The organism is Streptomyces incarnatus (genome assembly GCF_001027185.1).
GTDB classification, from domain to species: Bacteria; Actinomycetota; Actinomycetes; order Streptomycetales; family Streptomycetaceae; genus Streptomyces; species Streptomyces puniciscabiei.
In genome coordinates this window covers 3,898,859-3,923,355 of record NZ_CP011497.1, presented here as the reverse complement: position 1 = coordinate 3,923,355, position 24,497 = coordinate 3,898,859, and the positions used below count along the sequence as shown (strand labels likewise).

Below are 24,497 nucleotides of genomic sequence, written 5' to 3'. Positions count from 1 at the left end.
GGAGGATCCGTGGACCTGTCCCTGTCGACCCGTACCGTCGGCGATCGTACGGTCGTCGAGGTCGGTGGCGAAATCGATGTATACACCGCGCCCAAGCTGCGCGAGCAGCTGGTCGAGCTGGTGAACGACGGGAATTTCCACCTCGTCGTCGACATGGAGGGCGTGGACTTCCTCGACTCCACCGGGCTCGGCGTGCTGGTCGGCGGCCTGAAGCGAGTGCGTGCCCACGAGGGCTCGCTGCGCCTGGTCTGCAACCAGGAGCGCATTCTCAAGATCTTCCGTATCACCGGCCTCACCAAGGTGTTCCCGATCCACACCTCGGTCGAGGAAGCGGTGGCGGCCACCGACTGACCCTGGACCGGTCACCGGCGCCGGGCTCCCGTCGGAGCCCGGACGTCGGCCGGTGCCGTCCGGCCCGCTGCGTTCGGGGCCGGTGCACCGGCCGGTTCCGTCCCGGGCCCTCAAGCGGACCGGGGCACAGAAGCACAGCAGGGGGTGTGGCCTCTCGGCGGCCCCGCCCCCGACCGCACGCCCGTAGTCGCTAGGGGGATGCATGGCCACCGTCGAACTCCGCTTCAGCGCGCTGCCCGAGCACGTACGGACCGCCCGACTGGTGGCGGCCGCGGTGGCACGCAGGGCCGGAGTGGACGAGGCCGTCCTCGACGAGGTCCGGCTCGCCGTCGGCGAGGCCTGCTCCCGTGCCGTCGGGCTGCACCAGATGGGCGGCATCAGCGCGCCCGTGAAGGTGGCGCTGATCGAAGAGGAGAAACAGTTCTCCATCGAGGTCGGCGACGAGGCTCCGCATGCCGTCCCGGGCGACACGCCCGGCGCCGCGCAGGACGGCGAGGCGGAGGTCGAGGAGGACGAGATGGGCCTCGCGGTCATCAGCGGCCTCGTCGACGACGTCCAGGTCACCACCGGGCACGACGGCGGCCTGATCCGCATGACCTGGCCGACCACACCGCCGGCCACGGCGCTGGTCTGACCGGCGCCGCAGCACGTCACGAGGGCCCTGCCTGGCAGGGCCCTCGGTGCTTTTCCGGGCGCGGCACATGCCCCCTCGAATTCGTGAAGGAATTCACGATCATTAAACACGATCATTGAACATGCCCTGAGCCCGTTACTCCATTCGGGTTGTCGGGTGGGATCTCGATCATTTACTGATGCGTCGGCGGAGGCGAATTCCGTTTACCGCGCTCTGTTTAGATCACACTGAGGTACCTAGAATCCCCACATCTTGAGCTCAGCCCAAACGTCAAGGAGGACGAATGGCGGGGCTTTCTACCCCTCAATCGGGTCATCCCACATCCCTCGCGGCCGCAGTCCTGACCGGCGACAACCGGATCATCGTGGCCGTCATCGCGGCGGTCGCCCTGGCCGCACTGGTGGTCGCCGGGATCTTGGTGCGGCAGGTGCTGGCGGCCGGCGAGGGCACCGACAGCATGAAGCGGATCGCGGAGGCGGTCCAGGAAGGCGCGAAGGCGTATCTCGCCCGGCAGTTGCGCACGCTCGGCGTATTCGCCGTGGTCGTCTTCTTCCTGCTCATGCTGCTGCCCGCGGACGACTGGAATCAGCGTGCCGGACGGTCGGTGTTCTTCCTGATCGGTGCGGCGTTCTCGGCGGCCACCGGCTATATCGGCATGTGGCTCGCCGTGCGCAGCAATGTGCGGGTCGCCGCGGCCGCCCGGGAAGCCACCCCGGGTCCGGGCGAACCGCAAAAGGATCTCACCACCGTCTCGCACACCGCGATGAAGATCGCATTTCGCACGGGCGGCGTCGTCGGCATGTTCACGGTGGGGCTCGGCCTGCTGGGCGCCTCCTGCGTGGTGCTGGTGTACGCGGCCGACGCGCCGAAGGTGCTGGAGGGCTTCGGCCTCGGCGCCGCCCTGATCGCCATGTTCATGCGTGTGGGCGGCGGCATCTTCACCAAGGCCGCCGACGTCGGCGCCGACCTGGTCGGCAAGGTCGAACAGGGCATTCCGGAGGACGACCCGCGCAATGCCGCGACCATCGCCGACAACGTGGGCGACAACGTCGGCGACTGCGCGGGCATGGCGGCCGACCTGTTCGAGTCGTACGCCGTGACCCTGGTGGCCGCCCTGATCCTCGGCAAGGCCGCCTTCGGCAACTCCGGCCTCGCCTTCCCGCTGCTCGTGCCCGCGATCGGCGTCCTCACCGCGATGATCGGCATCTTCGCGGTCGCCCCGCGGCGTGCCGACCGCAGCGGCATGACGGCGATCAACCGCGGATTCTTCATCTCCGCGGTGATCTCGCTCGCGCTGGTCGCGATCGCGGTCTTCGTCTACCTGCCCTCGAAGTACTCGGCGCTGCACGGCGTGACCGACGCGGCGATCAGGGGCAAGGCCGGCGACCCGCGGCTCCTCGCCCTGGTCGCGGTGGCGATCGGCATCCTGCTGGCCGCCGTCATCCAGCAACTGACCGGCTACTTCACCGAGACCAACCGCCGCCCGGTCAGGGACATCGGCAAGACCTCCCTCACCGGACCGGCCACCGTCGTCCTGTCCGGCATCTCGGTCGGGCTGGAATCCGCCGTCTACACCGCGCTGCTCATCGGGCTCGGCGTGTACGGCGCGTTCCTGCTCGGCGGTACGTCGATCATGCTCGCGCTGTTCGCGGTCGCGCTGGCCGGCACCGGCCTGCTCACCACGGTCGGCGTGATCGTCGCCATGGACACCTTCGGTCCGGTCTCCGACAACGCGCAGGGCATCGCCGAGATGTCCGGCGACGTCGAGGGCGCCGGCGCGCAGGTGCTCACCAACCTGGACGCGGTCGGCAACACGACCAAGGCCATCACCAAGGGCATCGCCATCGCCACCGCCGTGCTCGCCGCGTCGGCGCTGTTCGGGTCGTACCGCGACGCGATCACCACCAACGTGCAGGACGTCGGGGCGAAACTCACCGGCCGGGGCGCGCCGCTGAGCCTGTCCCTGGACATCTCCCAGCCCAACAACCTCGTCGGCCTCATCGCGGGCGCCGCGGTCGTCTTCCTCTTCTCCGGACTGGCCATCAACGCCGTGTCGCGTTCGGCGGGTTCGGTGGTGTTCGAGGTGCGGCGGCAGTTCCGGGAGCGGCCCGGGATCATGGACTACAGCGAGAAGCCGGAGTACGGCAAGGTCGTCGACATCTGCACCAGGGACGCCCTGCGGGAGCTGGCCACGCCCGGTCTGCTCGCCGTCATGGCGCCGATCTTCGTCGGGTTCACGCTCGGCGTCGGCTCGCTCGGCTCCTATCTCGCCGGCGCGATCGGCGCGGGCACGCTGATGGCGGTGTTCCTCGCCAACTCCGGTGGCGCCTGGGACAACGCCAAGAAGCTGGTGGAGGACGGCCATCACGGCGGCAAGGGCAGCGAGGCCCACGCGGCCACGGTGATCGGCGACACCGTCGGTGACCCCTTCAAGGACACCGCGGGACCGGCGATCAACCCGCTGCTGAAGGTCATGAACCTGGTCTCGCTGCTGATCGCGCCCGCGGTGATCAAGTTCTCCTACGGCAGCGACAAGAACCTCGGCGTGCGGATCGCGATCGCGCTCCTCGCGCTCGCGGTGATCGTCGCCGCCGTGTACGTCTCCAAGCGGCGCGGAATCGCCGTCGGCGACGACGAGAGCACCGAGCGGGTCACCAACTCACCGAACACGGCGGTGGTTTCGTAGCCGTCCTTACCGCCTGATCGAGAGGCCCTGCTCAACCGGTGGGCGGGCGGCGCGTGTTGGCGCGCCGCCCGCCCGCTGTCGTCCGCGGGGGCGTGGGTGGGGCGCCCTCTGCCGAGCCGGCTGTGGGCTCGCCCACGTGGTGAGCCTTCTCTCTCATGGTGCAAAGAGTCACAAAGGGTGCCTTGGGGGACGTTCGGGGAGTGGAGGGTGTGGGTCCGCCGTGTAGGGTCCGTGGGCCGAGAGCCATGGAAGGGACCGATCCGGTGAACAAGAAGCTCGCGGCCGCACTGTCCGGCGGTGCGGTACTGGTGGTGGCGCTGACGGGATGCAGCAGCGGCGGCGGTGACAAGGGACCCGACCCCAAGCTGGTCGCCTGGGCCAAGTCCGTGTGCGACGCGGTGCCCGCGCAGGACGCGAAGATCAAGGCGGCGAACGCGGCGATCAGCACGACGGCCGCCGACACCGCCAAGCCCGAAACCCTCCAGAAGACGGACTCGCAGGCCTTCCAGGACATGGCCGACGGCTACAAGGCGATCGCCACGGCCGTCAGCAACGCGGGCGCGCCTCCCGGTGTCAGCGACGGCGCCCAGCGCCTGCAGGACGTCGTGAAGAGCTTCAACGGTCTCTCCGCCTCCTACGCCGGCCTCAAGAAGCAGGTCGACGCGCTGAACACCAAGGACCAGGCCAAGTTCGCCTCCGGTCTGCACGACATCGCGGTGCAGATGACGGACCTGGAGAAGCAGCACAAGAGCGGCACCGACGCGTTGGAGAAGCTCCAGCAGGGCGACGTCAAGAACGCCATCGCCCAGCAGGCCAGCTGCAAGAAGGTCGCGGCCACGGCTTCGTCCGCGTCCTCGCCGTCGGCGGGCTGACGGGACGCTTCCCGGCTGCGGGCCGACGGCTCGCGTACGGCCGTCGGGGCGCGGCCGGGCCGCGGCGTGGGGCGCGCCGTGCATGCGTCTGTGAGGCGTGCCCGCACTGCGGCGGTGAGGCGTGTCGAATTGCGTCTGTTGGCGTGCCGAGTTGCGTCCGTTGGGCGTGTCTAGCTGCGTCGTTGAGGTGTGCCGGGCTGCGTCCGTGAGGCGTGGTGCCGAGCCGTGTCGGTGAGGCGCGCTGAGGCCGCGCGCGGAAGGTGCCGCGGGCCACAATGGGGGCGTGACTGACTCCGGACTCGCTTTCCTGCCCGCTTCCGACCGGCCCGACATCGCCGCGCGCCTGCGTGACGCGCTGCTGGCCGCCTCCTTCACCGCCGACGGTCTGCTGGACCTGCTCGGCGCCCCCGCGTACGCGGCGCTGGCCCGCAGCGAGACCGTGCCCGCCCTGAGGGCGACCCGTGGCGACACGCCGCTGGAGACGCTCGTACGGCTGTTCCTGCTCCAGCAGCCGGTGCCGCACGCGCGCGTGGCGGCCGTTCTGCCGGCCGAGGAGGCCCTGGAGGCCGGCTGGCTCACGCGCGTGGGCGGCGACGAGGTGGCCGCCACCGTGGACGTACGGCCCTACGGCGGCCCCGGCGGCGAGGACTGGTTCATCGTGTCCGACCTCGGGTGTGCCGTGGGCGGGGCGGGCGGCATCGGGCAGCGCGACGAGGGCGTGGTCCTCGGCGTCGGCGGCGCCTCCACGACACTGGCCGGCATCACCGTCCGTACACCGGTCGCGTCCGCCCTGGACCTCGGCACCGGCTCCGGCATCCAGGCGCTGCACGCCGCCCAGCACGCCACGCGCGTGACGGCCACCGACCTCAACCCGCGCGCCCTGCACATCACCGCGCTCACGCTCGCGCTCTCCGGCGCGCCCGCCGCCGATCTGCGCGAGGGCTCGCTGTTCGAGCCGGTCCGCGCCGACGAGACCTTCGACCTGATCGTCTCCAACCCGCCCTTCGTCATCTCGCCGGGCGCCCGGCTCACGTACCGGGACGGCGGGATGGGCGGGGACGATCTGTGCCGCTCGCTCGTTCAGCAGGCGGGGGAACGGCTGAACGAGGGCGGGTTCGCGCAGTTCCTCGCCAACTGGCAGCACGTAGCGGGGGAGGACTGGCAGGACAGACTCAGGTCGTGGGTGCCGCGCGGGTGCGATGCCTGGATCGTGCAGCGCGAGGTACAGGACGTCACGCAGTACGCCGAGCTGTGGCTGAGGGACGCCGGCGACCACCGCGGCGATCCGGCGGAGTACCAGGCGCGGTACGACGCCTGGCTCGACGAGTTCGAGGCGCGCAAGGCCAAGGCGGTCGGCTTCGGCTGGATCACCCTGCGCCGGACGGGTTCCGCCGAGCCCGTCGTCACGGCCGAGGAGTGGCCGCATCCGGTCGAGCAGCCCCTCGGCGACACGATCCGGGCGCACTTCGAGCGCCTCGACTATCTCCGGGAGCACGACGACGCGGCGCTGCTCGAGAGCCACTTCAAGCTCGCCGCCGAGGTGGTCCAGGAGCAGGTCGGGCTGCCCGGTGCCGAGGACCCGGAGCATGTCGTGCTGCGCCAGCACCGCGGGATGCGCCGGGCGACGAAGGTGGACACGGTCGGCGCCGGGTTCGCGGGCGTGTGCGACGGCACGCTGAGCGCGGGGCGCATCCTGGACGCCATCGCCCAGCTCATGGACGAGGACCCGGTGGTGCTGCGCGACCGGACGCCCGCGCAGATCCGCCTGCTGGTGGAGCAGGGCTTCCTCGATCCGGCGCGCTGACCGAGCCGACGTGCTGACCGAGCCGGCGCGCTGACCGGTCCGGCGCGCTGACCGAGCCGACGGGGGCGGCCGGGCGGGGGCGGGCAGGACAGCGGCGGCCGGGCAGGACAGCGGCGGCGGGCAGGACAGCGGCGGCCGGGCAGGGCAGCGGCGGCCGGGCAGGGCAGCGGCGGCCGGCCGGGCCTGCGGCGGGTCACGGCGGCCTGGGTCGGGTGAGGTACGCCGGGTACGGGGGCGGTCGTAGCCGGACCCCGATGCCTTCGTGGCCGCGTCCGGATCATCGTCGTATGCCGGGGGCGTGGACCGGTGCGGACCGGCGTTGGGTGCCGTGACGCGCCGATGCGGGGAAAACGGCCGGAAAAATATGGGTGCCGCGAGCCCAGCCCGTACTAATCGGTCTTGTGTTCGATGTCACGTCGACTTTCCGTTCACCCCGATGTCCCCCGCCCGTCCCCCCTCCGTCTCCCGCGCGTGCCAGTCTCCCGGCGCGGGCGGAGGCGGACGGCACGGAAGGGGTGGGCGGGGATGGAGAGCGGACCGGCGATCTTCGCGGGAATCGTGTTCGCCCTGTTCGGAGGCGCCCTGCTGACCTGGACCGGCACCCGCCTCAGGCGCCGCGAGCCGGTGGCCCACGGTGTGAACCGGGTCGCATCGGCGGCCGTCGCGAGCGGGGCCGGGACCGTCGCGCTGGCCCTCGCCGGGTACTGCCTGACCCGCCTCTGACGTCGGCGGGCGCGCGGCGGTGAGGCTGCCGCGAGAGTAAGAGGAGCATCACGCTCCGGACAGGCGTCCAGTGGGTACCCGGGACTCCGGGCGGCAGGAATACCGGTAGTCGGGTTACCGTTCGAGTGGCCGTTGTGGGCTTTTCCCGTTTGACACGGGGGCGGGATGTACCGTCACACTCCGCAGCGTCACACGTGCCAGAAGTACGCCGCGACCCCGGGAGGAACCTGGGGAAGCCCCAGCGTCGACCGGAGAGAAGAGCGAAGTTGTCCCCGACCAGCGAGACCGCACAGGGCGGCCGCCGACTCGTCATCGTCGAGTCGCCTGCCAAGGCGAAGACGATCAAGGGCTACCTCGGCCCCGGCTACGTCGTCGAAGCGAGCGTCGGGCACATCCGCGACCTCCCCAACGGCGCCGCGGAGGTGCCCGAGAAGTACACCGGCGAGGTACGCCGCCTCGGTGTGGACGTCGACCATGACTTCCAGCCGATCTATGTGATCAACGCCGACAAGAAGGCACAGGTCAAGAAGCTCAAGGACCTGCTGAAGGACTCCGACGAGCTGTTCCTGGCCACCGATGAGGACCGGGAGGGCGAGGCGATCGCCTGGCACCTCCAGGAGGTCCTCAAGCCGAAGATCCCGGTCAAGCGGATGGTGTTCCACGAGATCACCAAGGACGCGATCCGCGAGGCCGTCGCCAACCCGCGCCAGCTCAACCAGAAGCTGGTCGACGCCCAGGAGACCCGCCGCATCCTCGACCGCCTCTACGGCTACGAGGTCTCCCCGGTGCTGTGGAAGAAGGTCATGCCCCGGCTGTCGGCCGGCCGTGTCCAGTCCGTCGCGACCCGTCTCGTGGTCGAGCGGGAACGCGAGCGCATGGCTTTTCGTTCTGCCGAGTACTGGGACCTGACGGGCACCTTCGCGACCGGCCGCGCGGGCGATCCGTCGGACCCGTCGTCGCTGGTCGCCCGCCTGCAGACCGTCGACGGCAGGCGGATCGCGCAGGGCCGCGACTTCGACTCCCTGGGACAGCTGAAGAGCGAGAACACCCTCCACCTGGACGAGGCGACCGCCCGCGCCCTCGCCGCCGCGCTGGAGAACACCCGCTTCTCCGTGCGCTCCGTCGAGTCCAAGCCGTACCGCCGCTCGCCGTACGCGCCGTTCCGTACGACGACGCTGCAGCAGGAGGCCAGCCGCAAGCTCGGCTTCGGCGCGAAGGCGACCATGCAGATCGCCCAGAAGCTGTACGAGAACGGCTACATCACGTACATGCGTACGGACTCCACGACGCTGAGCGACACCGCGATCGCGGCCGCCCGCGCCCAGGTCACCCAGCTGTACGGCGCCGACTACCTGCCCCCGCAGCCGCGTACCTACGCCGCCAAGGTCAAGAACGCGCAGGAGGCCCACGAGGCGATCCGCCCCTCGGGTGATCGTTTCCGCACTCCCGCCGAGACCGGCCTGACCGGCGACCAGTTCAAGCTCTACGAGCTGATCTGGAAGCGGACCGTCGCCTCCCAGATGAAGGACGCGACCGGTAACTCCGTGACCGTGAAGATCGGTGGCACCGCCGCCGACGGGCGGGACGTGGAGTTCAGCGCCTCCGGCAAGACGATCACCTTCCACGGCTTCCTGAAGGCCTACGTCGAGGGCGCCGACGACCCGAACGCCGAGCTGGACGACCGCGAGCGCCGGCTGCCGCAGGTCGCCGAGGGCGACGGGCTGTCCGCCGAGGAGATCACGGTCGACGGCCACGCCACCAAGCCCCCGGCCCGCTACACCGAGGCCTCCCTGGTCAAGGAGCTGGAAGAGCGCGAGATCGGCCGTCCGTCGACGTACGCGTCGATCATCGGCACGATCCTCGACCGCGGCTACGTGTTCAAGAAGGGCACGGCCCTGGTGCCGTCCTTCCTCTCCTTCGCCGTGGTCAACCTCCTGGAGAAGCACTTCGGGCGGCTCGTCGACTACGACTTCACCGCCAGGATGGAGGACGACCTCGACCGCATCGCCGCCGGTCAGGCCCAGGCCGTGCCGTGGCTGAAGCGCTTCTACTTCGGCGAGGGCACCGGTCACGGCGGCGCGGCGGAGGCGGGCAACGGCGACGGGGACCACCTCGGCGGCCTCAAGGAGCTGGTGACCGACCTGGGCGCGATCGACGCGCGCGAGGTGTCGTCGTTCCCTGTGGGCAACGACATCGTGCTCCGCGTCGGCCGCTACGGCCCGTACATCGAGCGGGGCGAGAAGGACACCGAGCAGCACCAGCGCGCCGACATCCCGGACGACCTGGCGCCGGACGAGCTGACCGTCGAGCTGGCCGAGGAACTGCTGGCCAAGCCCAGCGGCGACTTCGAGCTGGGCACCGACCCGGCCACCGGCCACCAGATCGTCGCCAAGGCCGGCCGCTACGGGCCGTACGTCACCGAGGTCCTCCCCGAGGGCACCCCGAAGACCGGCAAGAACGCGGTCAAGCCGCGTACGGCCTCGCTGTTCAAGTCGATGTCGCTCGACACGGTGACGCTCGACGACGCCCTGAAGCTGATGTCGCTGCCGCGGATCGTCGGCACCGACGCCGACGGCCAGGAGATCACCGCGCAGAACGGCCGCTACGGCCCGTACCTGAAGAAGGGCACGGACTCGCGCTCCCTGCAGTCCGAGGACCAGATCTTCACGATCACGCTGGAGGAGGCGCAGGCGATCTACGCCCAGCCCAAGCAGCGTGGCCGGGCCGCCGCCAAGCCGCCGCTGAAGGAGCTGGGCGAGGACCCGGTCTCCGGCAAGCCGGTCGTGGTCAAGGACGGCCGCTTCGGGCCGTACGTCACCGACGGCGAGACCAACGCGACCCTGCGCTCCGGCGACAGCGTGGAGACGATCACCCCGGAGCGCGGCTTCGAGCTGCTCGCGGAGAAGCGCGCGAAGGGCCCCGCCAAGAAGACCGCGAAGAAGGCCACGGCCAAGAAGACGGCCCCGGCGAAGAAGACCGCCGCCAAGAAGACGGCGGCGAAGAAGACGACCGCGGCCGCGAAGAAGACCACGGCGAAGAAGACGACCGCCAAGAAGGCGACGGCTTCCAAGGCCACGGCTTCCGGCGCGGAGGACTGACGGCCCTGGCACCTCTCGCGGTCCGCTGGGGCTGTGGGTACGGGTGGTCGCCGGCTTTCGGTAGTGGTCGAGGGCGGGTTTCGGCGCCGGGAGCCGGCGTCCTCCTGCCCGGGATGCCGCGCCGTCCGGTCGGGGGCTGAGTCCCGTGCCGTCCCGCCCGTTCCGTCCAGCCACAGGGACGAGCGGCCGTAAACCTGCTTTCCCGGCTTCGCAATGTGAACGCCCCGGCATCACTTTGATGTCGGGGCGTGCCCATGCCAGGAGAGGCGGGGTGTGGTGTCGGTGGCTGCCGATAGGCTGAACGCATGACGCGAGCCGAGCAGCCAACGGCCCCCACCACCGCCCCGGACGACGCCCTGGTCGCGGACTCCCGCGAGCGCGCCGTGCGTTCCCTGCTGCGCCGACCCGAACTGCGGCGCCTGTGGAGCGCGCAGCTGGTGAGCGGTGTCGGCGACACCCTCGCACTCCTCGTCCTGGTCGTCCTCGCCCTCCAGGCGGCGATCGCCCAGGGCGCGTTCGGCGGTGGATACCGGGGTGTCGCGTTCGCAGTGGCGACGGTCTTCGCGGCACGGGTCCTCGCCGCGCTGCTGTTCGGCGCGGTCCTCCTCGGCCCGCTGACCACGCTGACCGCCCAGGAGGGCCCCCTCGACCGCCGCTGGACCATGGTCGGCGCCGACGGCGTGCGCGCCGCGCTGCTGATCGTCGCGCCGCTGTGGATCGACTGGACCCCGGCCAACGCACTGGCCGTCCTGCTCGTCACCGCCTTCGTCACCGGCGTCGCCGAGCGCCTGTGGACGGTGTGCCGGGAGAGCGCGGCCCCGGCCCTGCTGCCCGGCCCGCCCCCGGAGGGCGCCACCGTACGGCCGCTGCCGGACCACATGGACGCCCTGCGCCGCCTGTCGCTGCGCACCGGTTTCCTCGCCGTACCGCTGGCGGCCGCCACACTGGTCGTCGCCGCCCTGTTCAACAACCTGCTGGGCACTGGCATGGCCTGGTTCGACCAGCATCACGCGGCGCTCGCCTCGTATGTGGCGGCCGGCCTGTTCGCCGCCTCCCTGTCCGTGCTGACCTCCCTGGAGCTGCCCGAGGTGCGCACCCCGCGCGCCCGGTCCCCGCTGGAGGGCCTGCGCCGCCCGCGCACCGGCAGCGGCGTCGACAAGGGCCGCACGGGCGCCATCCCGCTGCTCGTCCCCGCCTGCGCGGCGGTCGCCGGGGCCATCGCCGCGGCCGTCTCGGTGTGCGTGCTGCACGCGACCGACCTGGGCGGCGGCCCGGTCCTGTACGGCCTGCTGGTGCTGGGCCTGACCGGCGGCGTCGCCGTCGGCATCCGTACCGCCCCCGCGCTGCTGCCCTCGCTCTCGCGCCGCCGGCTGCTCGCGCTCGCGATCGCCTTCACCGGCATCGCCCTGCTCGCCGCCGGGCTGGTCCCGGACGTCACCACGGTGCTGCTGATCGTCACCCTGGCCGGCGTCACCGCGGGCGTGGCCGCGAACACCGGGCACGCCCTGCTCGACCAGGAGACCGAGGACTACCGCCGGGCGCGCGTCACCGAGCACCTGCACGCGGTCGTCCGCGTCTTCATCGCGCTCGGCGCCCTGATCGCGCCCGTGGTCGCCGGGCTCATCGGCCGGCACCGCCTGGCGAACGGCCGGTTCGTCTTCGCGCACGGCGGCGCCTCCTTCACGCTGATGCTCGTCGGCGCGCTGCTGCTGCCGGTCGCGGCGCTGGTGCTCGCCAAGGTCGACGACCGCTCCGGCATCCCGCTGCGCCAGGACCTCAAGGACGCGCTGCTCGGCGGCGACGACCCGGTCGAGGCACCGGCGGCGAACGGCTTCTTCATCGCCCTGGAGGGCGGCGACGGCGCCGGCAAGTCCACCCAGGCCGACGCCCTCGCCGAGTGGATCCGCGCCAAGGGCCACGAGGTCGTGCTCACCCGCGAGCCGGGGGCCACGCCCGTCGGCAAGCGGCTGCGCTCGATCCTCCTGGACGTGTCCTCGGCCGGCCTGTCGCACCGCGCGGAGGCGCTGCTGTACGCCGCCGACCGGGCCGAGCACGTCGACACCGTCGTACGGCCCGCCCTGGAGCGCGGCGCGGTGGTCATCTCCGACCGGTACACCGACTCGTCGGTCGCCTACCAGGGCGCCGGCCGCGATCTGTCCCCGACCGAGATCGCCCGCATCAACCGCTGGGCGACCAACGGGCTGGTCCCGCACCTGACCGTGCTGCTGGACGTCTCCCCGGAGACCGCCCGGGAGCGGTTCACCGAGGCACCGGACCGGCTGGAGTCGGAGCCCGCGGAGTTCCACGCGCGCGTGCGGTCCGGTTTCCTCACCCTGGCCGCGGCCGACCCCGGCCGCTACCTGGTCGTGGACGCCGGGCAGGAGCCCGAGGCCGTCACCACCGTGATCCGGCACCGTCTCGACACCGTGCTCCCGCTCTCCGAGGCCGAGATCAAGGCTCAGGAGGAGGCGCGGAAGAAGGCCGAGGAGGAGGCCCGCCGCAAGGCCGAGGAAGAGGCCGCGCGCAAGGCCGAGGAGGAGCGCCTGGAGCGCGAGCGCCAGGAGGAGCTGGCCCGGCTGCGCGCCGAGGAGGAGGAGCGCAAGCGCCGCGAGCTGGAGGAGGCGCAGCGCCGCGAGGCCGAACGGCAGGCGGAGGAGGCCCGGCAGCGGGCGGCCGAAGCGGCCCGGCGCGCGGAGGAGGAGCGCCAGCGGCTACTCGCCGAGGAAAAGGCCCGCGCCGAGGAGGAGGCCCGCCGCAGGGCCGAGGAGGAGCGCCGCCGCAGGCAGGCCGAGGAGGAAGCCCGGCTGCGCGCGGAGGAGGAAGCGCGCCGCCTGGAGAAGCAGCGCAAGGCCGAGGAGGCCCTGCTGCGCGCCGAGGAGGCCCGCCGCCAGGCAGCCGAGGCAGCGGCGGCGGCCGACACGGCGGCCCGCCGCTCCAGCACGCCCCTGCCGGCCGCGCCGGGCCCGGTCCCGGACGCGGCGACGGTTCCCACCCCGGTGGTGTCGCCGGACCCGCGCGGCACCGAGGAGACGGTCCCGACCCCGGCGGTCTCGCCGGGACAGGGCGAGCCGGACGGGCGCGGGGCGGGCACGGACGAGACGACGGTGCTGCGTCCCGTGCGCGACGGGGCCGACGAGCGCGAGGAGGGCGCGGCACCGGGCGCGCGCGACGCGCGTGCCGCACGGCCGGCCGGGCCCGGTACGCCCGGCACCGACACCGAGGTGACGGCCGAGCTGCCCCAGCCGCCGGTTTCCGGCGCGGCGGACGAGACGGCGGTGCTGCCGCCGGTTCCGGGGGCGGCCGATGAGACGGCGGTGCTGCCGCCGGTGGTCCCCGGCGCGGCCGACGAGACGGCCGTACTGCCGCCCGTACGGGGTGACGCCCCGGCGGACCGGATGCCGTCCGGCTTCTTCCGCGACGAGCGGCCCGCCGCCGGCCCCGACGGCTCCGAGGACCGTACGCGCGAGATGCCGCAGCTCGACGCCGACGGCACCCCCCGTCGCCGGCCGCGTCCCGACTGGGCCGAGGAGACCCCGCTGGACGACCTGCCGTCGCTGGCGGACGAGCTGCTGGGGTCGCACGACGAGCGGGAGTACGGCGACCACGACGAGGAGCAGGGCCGCAGGGGCCGCGGCCGGGGCCGGCGCGGTTGATGGCCGCGCGGAACTGAGGCGGAACTGAGCAGGGGGCGGCGTCGTCGGAGCACGGGCGGCGCCGCCCCTTCGCTCGCCGTCGCGGCCCTCCGCGGTCCTCCGACCGCCGGTGACCCTCACTGTCAGTGCCCGCCCGCACAATGGAGGGCAGGAACGCGGAGTGTGACGGAAGGGCGGCGTGACCCATGACCGTATGGGACGACCTCGTCGGGCAGGAGAAGGTGAGCGCGGTGCTCGACGCGGCCGCGCGGGACGCCGACGCCCTCGTCACGGCCGCCGCGGCCGACGAGCCGCTGCCCGAGGCGTCGAGGATGACGCACGCCTGGCTGTTCACGGGCCCGCCCGGAGCCGGCCGGAACCAGGCGGCCAGGGCCTTCGCCGCGGCCCTGCAGTGCGTCAGCCCCGACCGCGCCCTCGGCGGAGCCCCCGGCTGCGGCTTCTGCGACGGCTGCCACACCGCGCTGCTCGGCACCCACGCGGACGTCACCACCGTGGCCGCGGTGGGCTCCGAGATCCTGGTGAAGGACATGCGGGACACGGTCCGCAAGTCGTTCACCGCCCCGGCGAACGGCCGCTGGCAGATCATCCTGGTCGAGGACGCCGAGCGGCTGAACGAGAAGTCGGCCAACGCCGTCCTCAAGGCGGTGGAGGAGCCCGCCCCGCGCACGGTCTGGCTGCTGTGCGCCCCCTCCATCGAGGACGTCCTGCCGACGATCCGCTCCCGCTGCCGCCACCTGAACCTGCGCACGCCGTCCGTGGACGCGGTCGCCGATATGCTCGTACGGCGCGACGGCATCGAACCCGAGGTCGCCGCGGCCGCCGCCCGCGCCACCCAGGGGCACGTCGACCGCGCCCGGCGCCTGGCCACGGACCCGGCGGCCCGGGAGCGCCGTGCGGCCGTGCTGAAGCTGCCCCTGCGCCTGGACGAGGTCGGCGCGTGCCTCAAGGCCGCCCAGGAACTGGTCGACGCGGCCGCCGAGGACGCCAAGCAGCTCGCCGAGGAGATGGACGGCAAGGAGGCCGAGGAGCTGAAGGCGGCGCTGGGCGCGGCCCAGGGCGGCCGGCTGCCGCGGGGCACCGCGGGGGTGATGAAGGACCTCGAGGACATGCAGAAGCGCCGCAGAACCCGTACGCAGCGCGACAGCCTCGACATCGCCCTCGGCGACCTCACCGCCTTCTACCGCGACGTGCTCGCCCTGCAGCTCGGCTCCCGCGTGGCGATCGCCAACGGCGACGCGGCGGACGCCCTGGAGCGGCTGGCGCGCGGCAGCAGCCCGGAATCCACGCTGCGCCGCATCGAGGCGATCGCCGCGTGCCGCGAGGCCCTCGACCGCAACGTGACCCCGCTGCTGGCGGTGGAGGCGATGACGATGGCGCTGCGCGCGGGCTGAACCACCTGGTGCGCGGACTGAGCCCGTCTGCGGGGGGCTGGACACCGGAACGGGAGGCCGATCGACGATGCCACTGGGGAGCCGACCGACGATGCACCTCGTGCGAGGCCGCCGCCGCTGTCCCTCGTACGAGGCGACAAGTCCCACGCACCGCATCCGGGGCGTCGCACAGCGTTACGCTCGCGGGATGCACACCAGGCCATCCCTCCGCCGGACCCGCGGCGCCCGCCCCCGGACGACGGCTCGCCTCACGGCCGCCCTGTTCACGGCCGCCGCCCTGCTCGTGTCCGCCTGCTCCTCCGGGAGCTCGACCACGTCGTCGGGCGGTGCGGACGCGGTGCTGGCCGCGCTGCCGCGCGCGACACCGTCGACGCTGTCCTCGTACTACTCCCAGCGGCTGCGCTGGCGCGGCTGCGGTGTCCCCGGTTTCCAGTGCGCGACGATGCGGGTTCCGCTGGACTACGCCGATCCCGGTGCGGGCGACGTCCGGCTCGCCGTTGCCCGCAAGCTCGCCACCGGCAAGGGCAGGCCGCTCGGTTCGCTGCTGGTCAACCCGGGCGGCCCCGGCGGCTCGGCGGTGGGCTACCTGCAGAGTTACGCGGGCATCGGCTACCCGGCCGACGTCCGCGTCCACTACGACATGGTCGCGGTGGACCCGCGGGGCGTGGCCCGCAGCGAGCCCGTGGAGTGTCTCGACGGCCGCCGGATGGACGCGTACACCCAGACGGACCTGACCCCCGACGACCAGCGGGAGCAGGACGCGCTGGTCGCGGCGGACCGGGCGTTCGCGGAGAGCTGCGGCGCGCACTCGGCGCGGCTGCTGCGGCACGTCTCCACCGTCGAGGCGGCGCGGGACATGGACATCCTGCGGGCGGCGCTGGGTGATCGGAGACTGAACTACGTGGGGGCGTCGTACGGCACGTTCCTCGGCGCGACCTACGCCGGTCTGTTCCCCGACCGGGTCGGCCGGATGGTGCTGGACGGCGCGATGGACCCGTCTTTGGACGCCCGGCAGATGAACCTGGACCAGACGGCCGGTTTCGAGACCGCGTTCCAGGCCTTCGCGAAGGACTGCGTATGGCACTCCGGCTGCGCGCTCGGCGGCAGGGGCACGACACCGGCGCAGGTCGGCGACCACCTCAGGGCGTTCTTCCGGAAGCTGGACGCGCACCCCATCCCGGCGGGCGACGCGGACGGCCGCAAGCTGGGCGAGTCGCTGGCCACGACCGGGGTGATCGCGGCGATGTACGACCAGGGCACCTGGGAGCAGCTGCGGGAGGCACTGACCTCGGCGATGAAGGAGAACGACGGCGCGGGCCTGCTCGCGCTCTCCGACAGCTACTACGAACGTGACGCCGACGGTCACTACAGCAACCTGATGATGGCCAACGCGGCCGTGAACTGCCTGGACCTGCCGTCGGCCTTCATGGGCCCCGGGCAGGTCGAGCAGGCGCTGCCGGCCTTCGAGAAGGCGTCCCCGGTCTTCGGCGAGACCCTGGCCTGGGCCTCGCTGAACTGCGCGTACTGGCCGGTGAAGGCCACGGGCGAGCCGCACCGCATCGAGGCGCGGGGCGCGGCGCCGATCGTGGTGGTCGGCACCACCCGTGACCCCGCGACCCCCTACCACTGGGCCCGGTCCCTGGCCCACCAGCTGTCCTCCGGCCGCCTCCTGACGTACGTCGGCGACGGCCACACCGCCTACGGCCGCGGCAGCACCTGCATCGACACGGCGATCAACACCTACCTGCTCCAGGGCACCTCGCCGAGCGTGGGAAAGCGCTGCTCATAGCCCTGCCCGGCCCCTGCCCCGCGCCCCGGAGCCCTCGCTGCCGGGGCGTGGTCGGAGCACCCCCGGAAACTGTGTAGACTTACCGACGTTGCCGATCGCACCATAGTGCGGACGGCGCGCCGCCTTAGCTCAGATGGCCAGAGCAACGCACTCGTAATGCGTAGGTCTCGGGTTCGAATCCCGAAGGCGGCTCCATTCAAAGCCCAGCTCAGACGTCGTCTGAGCTGGGCTTTCGCGTTCAGCGGATAGGACGGGGGCGCAGGGAGCGCGCCGCGCGGGTGCCGGAAATCGGGCGCTCACCGCGGAGACCGCCGTAGTCGCGCGGCGAGCAGTGCGATGTCGTCGTCACAGATGCCGCTGGTCAGCTCCGTCAGGAGCGTGTCGAGCAGGTGCTCCAGTGGATCGTCTGCCGACAGTCCCAGCTCTGTGAGAGCCCGTACGGAGTCGTCGATGTCCACGCCGCGCTGCTCGACGAGGCCGTCCGTGTAGAGCAGCAGCACCGAACCCGGTTCGAATGCGAACGTTGTCATCTCGTAGGCGCCGAGTTCCGTGCCGATGGGAGGGCCGGCCGGGAGGTGCATCAGGCCGGTGCTGCCGTTCGGGCGGATGACCAGGGGCGGCAGGTGTCCGGCCGTGGTGGCGGTGCAGGTCCCGGCCTCGGGGTCCACGAGGACGAGCAGGCAGGTGGCGGCTCGGTCGAGGCCGATGCGCGCGGCGCGCCGGTCGGCTTCGGTGAGCATCGCGTCCACGGGCAGGCCGGCGGCGGCGACGGTGCGCAGGACGGAGCGGTACTGGCTCATGGCGACGGCGGCCTGGAAGCCGTGGCCCATCACATCACCCATGACCAGCAGGGTCCGGGAGTCGGGGAGCGCGACGGAGTCGTACCAGTCGCCGCCGACCAGGGCGCTGCGGCCGGAGGGCAGATAGCGGGTGGCCACCTCGACCGTGGGGTGCGATCCGTCCGGCTCGGACAGCAGGGCTCGCTGGAGTTCCAGCGCCATGGTGTGCTCACGGCTGTACCGGTGGGCGCTGTCGATGGAGACGGCGGCCCGCGCGGCCACCCCCTGGGCGGTGAGGACGTCGTCCTCGCTGAAGGGCGGTGACGCCCCGGCGCGCATCAGCATGGCGATGCCGACGCAGCGCCCGGCCGTGGGCAGGGGAACGATGAGCACCGAATGGACGCCGGCCGCACGGAAGAGCCCTACCCGCTCGGAATGGACGATGACCTTCTGGAGCGTTTCGTCGGAGGCCAGGTTGCCCAGCCACGGCCGGCCGCTGTCGATGCAGCGCCGGGGCGCCGAGTTGCGCGGGAAGTCCGCGTACGGCTCGGGTCCGCCGAGTTCGCGCAGGCGCCGTAGCACTTCGGGCGGTCCCGACAGTTTCATCTTGCGCAGCCGGAGGATGCCGGGAGGCGGTGGGGGCTCGCCGAAGAACTCCTCCTCGACGACCGCCACCCCGGCCACGTCTGCCAGGGACGGCGCGAGGAAGTCCGCCAGCTCGGCGCACGTGACCTTCACGTCGAGGGTGGTACCGACCCGCGTGGTCGCGGCATCCAGCAGGGCGAGCCGCTGGTGGGCGCTCTCCAGGTCGTCCACGTACTGGCGCAGATTGCTGACCTCGACCCCGATTCCGCACACGCCCACGACATGCCCCTGCGCCTCGAGCCGGTGGAAGACCGCACGCCAGAGCCTGCGCCCCACCGGCGAGGGGATGCGGGTGGTGCCGGTGAGCGTCACCTCTCGGGGCTGGCCGTCGGCGAGGACCTCGATCAGCACGTCGTCGGGCACCTGCACGTCCGGCAGCACCTCGCCGAGCGTCCTGCCGATGAAGCCGGCGGCGGGCACGCCGGTGACCCGGGTCCAGGCCGGGTTGACGTACAGGTGTCGCAGATGGCGGTCCAGGATGACCACGGGGGCGGCGGTTCCTTCGACGATCCCGCGCAGTAACCCGCACTCGCAGGAGGTCTGCGAACCGTCGACCAGCGGTATGAAGGGGTCGGTCGCCGTGCTTCGCGGCGCCTGGACCGGCTCCTGGGGAAGGAGCCACGACGGCGGGAGTCTTTCAGCATTCACCGTCTTCTCCTGCTGTCTGGACAAGGCACGGCTCTTGTCCATCGTGAGGCGAGGGCGGATGCGCCGCATCTCGGCCGGCGGTGACCGGATGCGTGTCCCACCTCGGGTTGTACGCCCCGCATACGGCCGTGCGCCCCCTGCATGCCCGAGGCGGCCGTCACCGGTTTGTGTCCGTGGGCGGCGCGGTGCTACCGAGAGTCCGCCGGGCCTCCAGCCATACCCTCTCGAACTCCTCGGCCGAGATCGCGCCGGCCCGCGCCGCCTCCTCCCAAGCGGTGAGCCTCCCCTCGGCGACGAGCCCGTACCGCTGCTCGTAACGGCTCATCACGGCCACGTCCGCACGCTCCTCGTACCGGAGGACCTCCTCCAGGGCGGCAGCGGTCACCGGGGTGCCGTCAGCGCCTCGCACCTCCACTTGCCGAAGCACTCGCCCCTCCTCATCACTTTCGAAGTACTGCCACAGGTCCGAAGCCTCGTCATACACGCGGATCCACATCGTCATGGCACCACGCTCGCGCAGGTGACAGGCTCCACTGGTGCGGCACGCCCGCGCGACCGCGCCGATCCGCCGGGCGGTCCGCAGGGCCTCCACCACCGCCTGGCTGAGCGGAGGGCGGCCATCCCCCAGCCCATCACCCGCCAGGACAAAGCCGGAGCAAAAGGGCGGCAAAGTGAATCGGGATCAGATGAACCCACGGATCTGAGGCAACATCTTGGTGAACGGTGTGCACCGCGCGGTCAGGGCGCGGTGCCGCCGTCGGCCGGATGGGGTGAGGGACGTGGTGGAGCCGAGGATCGCCGTCGCCGTGGTGACCATGGGCAACCGGCCCGCCGAGGTCGACGCCCTGCTGGAGTCCGTGGCCAAGCAGGACCTCGCCCCCGCCCGCATCGTGATCGTCGGCAACGGCTGCCGGCTGCCCGAGTTCGCCCGCCGGCTCTCCCTGCCCGGCGAGGTCACCACCATCGACGTGGAGGAGAACCTCGGCTGCCCGGGAGGCCGCAACGTCGCCCTCGCCCGCCTGCGGGAGTACGGCGACGTCGACGTCGTGGTGGAACTGGACGACGACGGCCTGCTCGTCGACGCCGATGTGCTGCGGCGTGTACGGGACCTGTACGCCGCCGACCCGCGCCTCGGCATCGTCGGCTTCCGCATCGCCGACGAACACGGCGAGACCCAGCAGCGGCACGTGCCCCGCGTCGGCAAGTCCGATCCGCTGTGCGGGGGTCACGTCACCGGGTTCCTCGGCGGCGGACACGCCCTGCGCATGGCCATGCTGGCCGAGACGGGGGACTGGCCCGCCGAGTTCTTCTTCGCGCACGAGGAGACCGACCTCGCCTGGCGCGCCGCCGACGTCGGCTGGAAGATCCTCTACGCCCCCGAACTGCTGCTCCAGCACCCCAAGACCTCGCCGGCCCGGCACGCGATCTACTACCGCGTCAACGCCCGCAACCGTGTCTGGCTCGTCCGGCGCCGGCTGCCGCTGCCGCTCATCCCCGTGCACCTCGCGGTGTGGACCCTCCTCACCCTCGCCCGCACGCGCTCCGCGGCGGGGCTGAAGGCGTGGTTCGGCGGGTTCGTGGAAGGTCTGCGGAAGCCGGCCGGCGAGCGCCGGCCCATGCGCTGGCGGACGGTGTGGCGGCTCACCCGGCTGGGCCGTCCGCCGGTGATCTGAGGCGAAGGGCGTCTGCCCGGGCGGGCCGGACTCGGCGGTGGTCCACGGCGACTTGAGGCAGGGTCACGTGGGGCCGGACGCCTCCTGACGGAGGAAACGGGACGGGGCCCCGGGCGTTCACCTCCGCCGACCGGGGCCCCTTGCGTCCCCGGATCCGGCCTACGGCGACACTCCCCCGAGTTACGCGACATACGCGCGCGCCGTCGGACCAGATCCGATGGAAATGATCACATCAGGACGCACCAACGAATCGCTAACATGTGGCCAACGGTTCGTCGTCAGGTGGCGGACCCGTTGGCCGGAACGCGCCGACAGTATCCGAAGCAGGCCTTCGAACAGGCCGATCCGGGGCAGGTCCGGCCGACGGCAGGTGGCGGGAAACCACCCAGGACAGGGCAGAATTCCGCCAGGGGACGGCGGGCACAGGCTCGTCGCGGAGCACGGTCGGCCCCGGCCGCGCAGGAAGACAGTGGAGCGGCGTGATGCGGCGGTGCGAGCTGCGGTTCGGACTGCTGGGGCCACCCGTCCTGTACGACCGACAGTCGTTCGAGATCTCGAGCGAGACCCCCGACAGCGGCGTCCGCACCATTGGCAGCCCCAAGGTGCGCGCACTGCTGGCCGCCCTGCTGCTGGAGCCGGGCCGGGTCGTCTCGGTGGAGTCGCTGAAGGACGCCCTGTGGGGCGGGGCCCCACCCATCTCCGCGCAGGCGTCCCTGCACAACCACGTCACCCGGCTGCGCCGGCTCCTGGACGACCCCGACCGGCTCAGGGCCGTACCGCCGGGATACGTACTGCGCGTGAACCACGGCGAGTTGGATGTGCACCTCTTCGACGCCGGGGTCACCGAGGCGCGCGCCGCACACGCCCGGCGCGACTGGCCGGGTGTCGTCCGGGCCTGCACGGCCGCGCTCACGCTGTGGCGCGGCACCCCGCTCAGCGGGCTCCCCGCCGATCTCGGCGGCTACGCCCTGGTGCAGCGCTTGGAGGAGGCCCGGCTGCTCCTGCTGGAGTGGCGCTACGACGCCGAACTCGCCCTGGGCGGCGCACGGGTGACCGGCATCGTCCCGGAGCTCGCGGCGCTGGTCGCCGAGTATCCGCTGCGCGAGGCGTACCACCGTCAGCTCATGCTCGCCCTGCTCCGCACCGGCCGTCAGGCCGAGGCGCTCGCCGTCCACCGTGATCTGCGCGCCCGGCTGATCGAGGAACTCGGCATCGAACCCGGCCCGGCGGTCCGCGAGGCCCACGTCGAGGTGCTGCGGGGGAGCGACGGAGAGCTGCAGGCGGCCGAGGGGGAGCGCGAGGCCCGTCAGCGGGACACCGAGGGCGACCACCGCCAACAGCACGCGCGCGCCGGTCACTTGGCCGGTGCCGCCAAGGAGGAGGCCGAGACGCCGGCTTCGCACGAGGGCGGCGGCGCACCGGACCCTCGCCGGACCCCGCGACCAGCCCAACTCCCGCCGCCACCGGCACACTTCACCGGACGCGTGGACGTCCGGCGCGAACTGCGGCGCGCGCTCGCCGAACCCCCTGTTCCGGCTCCGGCCGTCGCCGTGGTCAGCGGCATGGCGGGGGTCGGCAAGAGCGCCCTCGCCCTGGCGGTCGCGCATGAGCTGCGGGATCGTTTCCCCAGTGGGCAGCTGTACGTCAACCTGCACGGCGCCACCCCCGGCATGACGCCGCTCAGCTCCGGCCAGGCGCTCGCCGCGCTGCTCCGGGACCTGGGCGCCGAGCCGCGCAGCATCCCCGAACACCCGGACGCCGCAGCCGCTTTGCTCCGCTCCCTGCTCGCCCCGGCCCGCATCCTGCTGGTGCTGGACGACGCGGCGAACGCGGCCCAGGTACGGCCCCTGCTGCCGGCCGGGCCCGGCTGTGCGGTGATCGTCACCAGCCGCTCGCCGCTGACCGCCCTCGACGGCGCCCGGCGTTTCCCGCTCGCCCCGCTGACCGGCGAGGACAGCGCGGCACTGCTGCGCGCGGTGAGCGGACGCGAGGGGCTGGACGCCGGTCACCCGCTGGTCGAGCTGACCGGCCGGCTCCCGCTGGCGCTGCGCGTCGTGGCCGCCCGGCTCGCCGCCCGCCGGGCCCTCACCCCGGATGTGCTGGCGGGCCAACTCGCGCAGACCGGCGGCCGCTTGCGCCATCTCGAGTACGACGACCTGAGCGTGCGGCGTTCCCTGGCCGTCGCCCACGACGCGCTCGCCGCAGCCGAGCGTGAGGCGGACCGGGACGCGGCACTGGCGTTGCGCCGCATCGGCGCGCTGGACCTGCCGACCTACGGTGCCCCGCTGATCGCCCGCCTGACCGGCACTGACGCGCGGCGCGCCGAGGCGGCCCTGGACCGCCTGGTCGACGTCGCGCTGCTGGAGGAGACCTCCTACGGCCGCTATGCCCCGCACGACCTGGTCCGCGACTTCGCCCGCGAACTGGCGGACACGGGGGTGGGCACCGGCACGGACGCACCGGGCGCGCTCGCGCACACCGAGCGGAGTCCGGACACACAGGGGGAGGCCGGCCGCCGGACCGGCTCCGCCGCCGTAGCCGCCCCCGATCTGATCGCCCTGCGCTGGTACGCCGCCGTGGCCGAACGGCTGCTGGAGGCGGTGGTGGAGCCCGGGGTCGACCAGGAGGACCGGCGCCGGCCCACCTCCGCACAGCCGCCGGAGCACGCGGCCGACGTGGCCGCGCTGGCGTCCTTCGACTCCGCCGAGCAGGCCTTCGGCTGGGGCGAGGTGGAGCTGGAGAACGTCGTCGCCCTGGTGTCACGCAACGCGGACACGTCCGACCCGCGCCGGGCCGCGCACCTCTCCGCGCTCGCGCGGCTGCTCTTCCCCTACGTCCAGCGCGGTGGCCGGGTCGCCGAGATGGAGGTGCTGGGACGGGCCGCGCTCGGGGCGGCGCGGCGGCTCGGGGACGCGGCGGCCGAGGCGTACGCCCTCGGTGACCTGGCGGGGCTGCACTTCCTGACCGGCCGCCAGAAGGACGCCCTCGCCCTCACCGACCGGTCCCTGGAGATCTGGCGGCGGCTCGGTGCCGTCTCCCGGATCCGGCGCTGCCTGAACAACCGGGGCCTGCTGCTGGAGGGACTCGGGCGGTTCGCGGAGTCCGGGGAGGCGCTGCGGCAGAGCCTCGCGTACTCGCGCCGGCTGAACGACCCCTTCGGAGAGGCCGTCACCCACAGCCACCTCGGCAACCTCTACGAGCACACCGACCCGCGTGCCGCGATCGAGCAGCACCGGCGCTCGCTGGCGATCGGGGACGCGATCGGCGCGGTCATCGTGCAGCACTCGGCGCACTGCAACATCGGGTACGCCCATCTCACCCTCGGCGAACCGGCGGCCGCGGCGGAGCACTTCGAGGAGAGCCTGCGCATTCTCGGTGGCCACGGCGACTGGCACGGGGAGTCCCAGACCCGGCTCGGTCTGGTCCGCGCGCTGCGGCAGCTGGGGGAGAGCGAACGGGCGGGCCACGAGTGCGACGAGCTGCTGCGCCGGGCCGACGCCCGCGCCGACCGCTACACGGCCGGCCTGGCCCGGCACCAGCACGGGCTGCTGCTGAGCGCGCGGGGGCGGCGGGCGCAGGCGCACGACGCCTGGCGCGCGGCGCTCGCGGCGCTGGACGGCACCGACGAGCAGGCGGTCGTGGCGGAGCTGCGCGAGCTTCTCGGGGAGTGAACGGGGTGAGCGCGGCGGGCGGAGTGACCGAAGGATCCTCGAACAGCCCTCGATGAGGGACCGAAGTGCGCCCCGGCAGC

General features: G+C 72.7%; 14 protein-coding genes and 1 tRNA gene. 13 read left to right on the top strand and 2 right to left on the bottom strand.

What is annotated here, in order from left to right; genetic code table 11:
• Window positions 1–9 precede the first annotated feature (9 nt).
• From bldG to ABB07_RS17490, 11 genes are all read left to right on the top strand, one after another.
• The gene (gene bldG / locus ABB07_RS17540) at window positions 10–351 is read left to right on the top strand and encodes an anti-sigma factor antagonist BldG (protein ID WP_010986038.1); all 342 of its coding nucleotides are present in this window, start codon (window positions 10–12) and stop codon (window positions 349–351) included.
• Window positions 352–553: 202 nt separating this feature from the next.
• Window positions 554–985: an ATP-binding protein gene (locus tag ABB07_RS17535; protein WP_055710162.1), complete on the top strand. Its 432-nt coding sequence runs from the start codon at window positions 554–556 to the stop codon at window positions 983–985.
• Between the two features lie 283 nt (window positions 986–1,268).
• Window positions 1,269–3,671: a sodium-translocating pyrophosphatase gene (locus tag ABB07_RS17530; protein ID WP_208899586.1), complete on the top strand. Its 2,403-nt coding sequence runs from the start codon at window positions 1,269–1,271 to the stop codon at window positions 3,669–3,671.
• A gap of 245 nt (window positions 3,672–3,916) precedes the next feature.
• The gene (locus ABB07_RS17525) at window positions 3,917–4,543 is read left to right on the top strand and encodes a small secreted protein (RefSeq protein ID WP_208899585.1); all 627 of its coding nucleotides are present in this window, start codon (window positions 3,917–3,919) and stop codon (window positions 4,541–4,543) included.
• Between the two features lie 283 nt (window positions 4,544–4,826).
• Window positions 4,827–6,347, top strand: a complete 1,521-nt coding sequence (locus ABB07_RS17520; RefSeq protein WP_208899584.1) for a N5-glutamine methyltransferase family protein — start codon at window positions 4,827–4,829, stop codon at window positions 6,345–6,347.
• Window positions 6,348–6,872: 525 nt separating this feature from the next.
• Window positions 6,873–7,070, top strand: coding sequence for a hypothetical protein (locus ABB07_RS17515; protein ID WP_208899583.1), 198 nt, complete (start codon window positions 6,873–6,875; stop codon window positions 7,068–7,070).
• A 266-nt stretch (window positions 7,071–7,336) separates the two neighbouring features.
• Window positions 7,337–10,168 (top strand): type I DNA topoisomerase, encoded by a 2,832-nt coding sequence (topA, locus tag ABB07_RS17510; RefSeq protein ID WP_208899582.1) that lies wholly within the window; start codon window positions 7,337–7,339, stop codon window positions 10,166–10,168.
• Between the two features lie 305 nt (window positions 10,169–10,473).
• Window positions 10,474–13,821 carry a dTMP kinase gene (tmk, locus tag ABB07_RS17505; RefSeq protein ID WP_208899581.1) on the top strand — a complete coding sequence of 1,116 codons (3,348 nt, stop codon included), beginning with the start codon at window positions 10,474–10,476 and terminating at the stop codon, window positions 13,819–13,821.
• A gap of 185 nt (window positions 13,822–14,006) precedes the next feature.
• Complete coding sequence (locus ABB07_RS17500) at window positions 14,007–15,212, top strand: DNA polymerase III subunit delta' (RefSeq protein ID WP_208899580.1); 1,206 nt, start codon at window positions 14,007–14,009, stop codon at window positions 15,210–15,212.
• Between the two features lie 187 nt (window positions 15,213–15,399).
• Window positions 15,400–17,001 carry an alpha/beta hydrolase gene (locus ABB07_RS17495; protein ID WP_208899579.1) on the top strand — a complete coding sequence of 534 codons (1,602 nt, stop codon included), beginning with the start codon at window positions 15,400–15,402 and terminating at the stop codon, window positions 16,999–17,001.
• A 118-nt stretch (window positions 17,002–17,119) separates the two neighbouring features.
• Window positions 17,120–17,196: transfer RNA gene (locus ABB07_RS17490), tRNA-Thr, on the top strand.
• A gap of 101 nt (window positions 17,197–17,297) precedes the next feature.
• On the opposite strand, the gene ABB07_RS17485 is transcribed toward ABB07_RS17490, so the two are convergent.
• A complete protein-coding gene (locus ABB07_RS17485; protein ID WP_208899578.1) occupies window positions 17,298–19,073 on the bottom strand; it encodes a SpoIIE family protein phosphatase in 1,776 nt (591 codons plus the stop codon).
• Window positions 19,074–19,230: 157 nt separating this feature from the next.
• Entirely contained in the window at window positions 19,231–19,575 is a 345-nt protein-coding gene (locus ABB07_RS17480; protein WP_208899577.1) for a hypothetical protein, read from the bottom strand.
• 277 nt (window positions 19,576–19,852) lie between these two features.
• Here ABB07_RS17480 and ABB07_RS17475 point away from each other — a divergent pair, with 277 nt between their 5' ends.
• Together ABB07_RS17475 and ABB07_RS17470 are read left to right on the top strand one after the other, a co-directional pair.
• Window positions 19,853–20,746 (top strand): glycosyltransferase family 2 protein, encoded by an 894-nt coding sequence (locus tag ABB07_RS17475; protein WP_208899576.1) that lies wholly within the window; start codon window positions 19,853–19,855, stop codon window positions 20,744–20,746.
• A 482-nt stretch (window positions 20,747–21,228) separates the two neighbouring features.
• On the top strand, window positions 21,229–24,417 hold the full coding sequence (locus ABB07_RS17470) for an AfsR/SARP family transcriptional regulator (protein ID WP_208899575.1): 3,189 nt from the start codon (window positions 21,229–21,231) through the stop codon (window positions 24,415–24,417).
• Window positions 24,418–24,497 lie beyond the last annotated feature (80 nt).

Coding starts and splice junctions, on each gene's coding strand:
- ABB07_RS17535 (WP_055710162.1), top strand. CDS start 554: ATGGCCACCGTCGAACTCCGCTTCAGCGCGCTGCCCGAGCACGTACGG.
- ABB07_RS17515 (WP_208899583.1), top strand. CDS start 6,873: ATGGAGAGCGGACCGGCGATCTTCGCGGGAATCGTGTTCGCCCTGTTC.
- ABB07_RS17470 (WP_208899575.1), top strand. CDS start 21,229: ATGCGGCGGTGCGAGCTGCGGTTCGGACTGCTGGGGCCACCCGTCCTG.
- ABB07_RS17525 (WP_208899585.1), top strand. CDS start 3,917: ATGGAAGGGACCGATCCGGTGAACAAGAAGCTCGCGGCCGCACTGTCC.
- ABB07_RS17480 (WP_208899577.1), bottom strand. CDS start 19,575: ATGACGATGTGGATCCGCGTGTATGACGAGGCTTCGGACCTGTGGCAG.
- tmk (WP_208899581.1), top strand. CDS start 10,474: ATGACGCGAGCCGAGCAGCCAACGGCCCCCACCACCGCCCCGGACGAC.
- ABB07_RS17530 (WP_208899586.1), top strand. CDS start 1,269: ATGGCGGGGCTTTCTACCCCTCAATCGGGTCATCCCACATCCCTCGCG.
- ABB07_RS17495 (WP_208899579.1), top strand. CDS start 15,400: ATGCACACCAGGCCATCCCTCCGCCGGACCCGCGGCGCCCGCCCCCGG.
- ABB07_RS17500 (WP_208899580.1), top strand. CDS start 14,007: ATGACCGTATGGGACGACCTCGTCGGGCAGGAGAAGGTGAGCGCGGTG.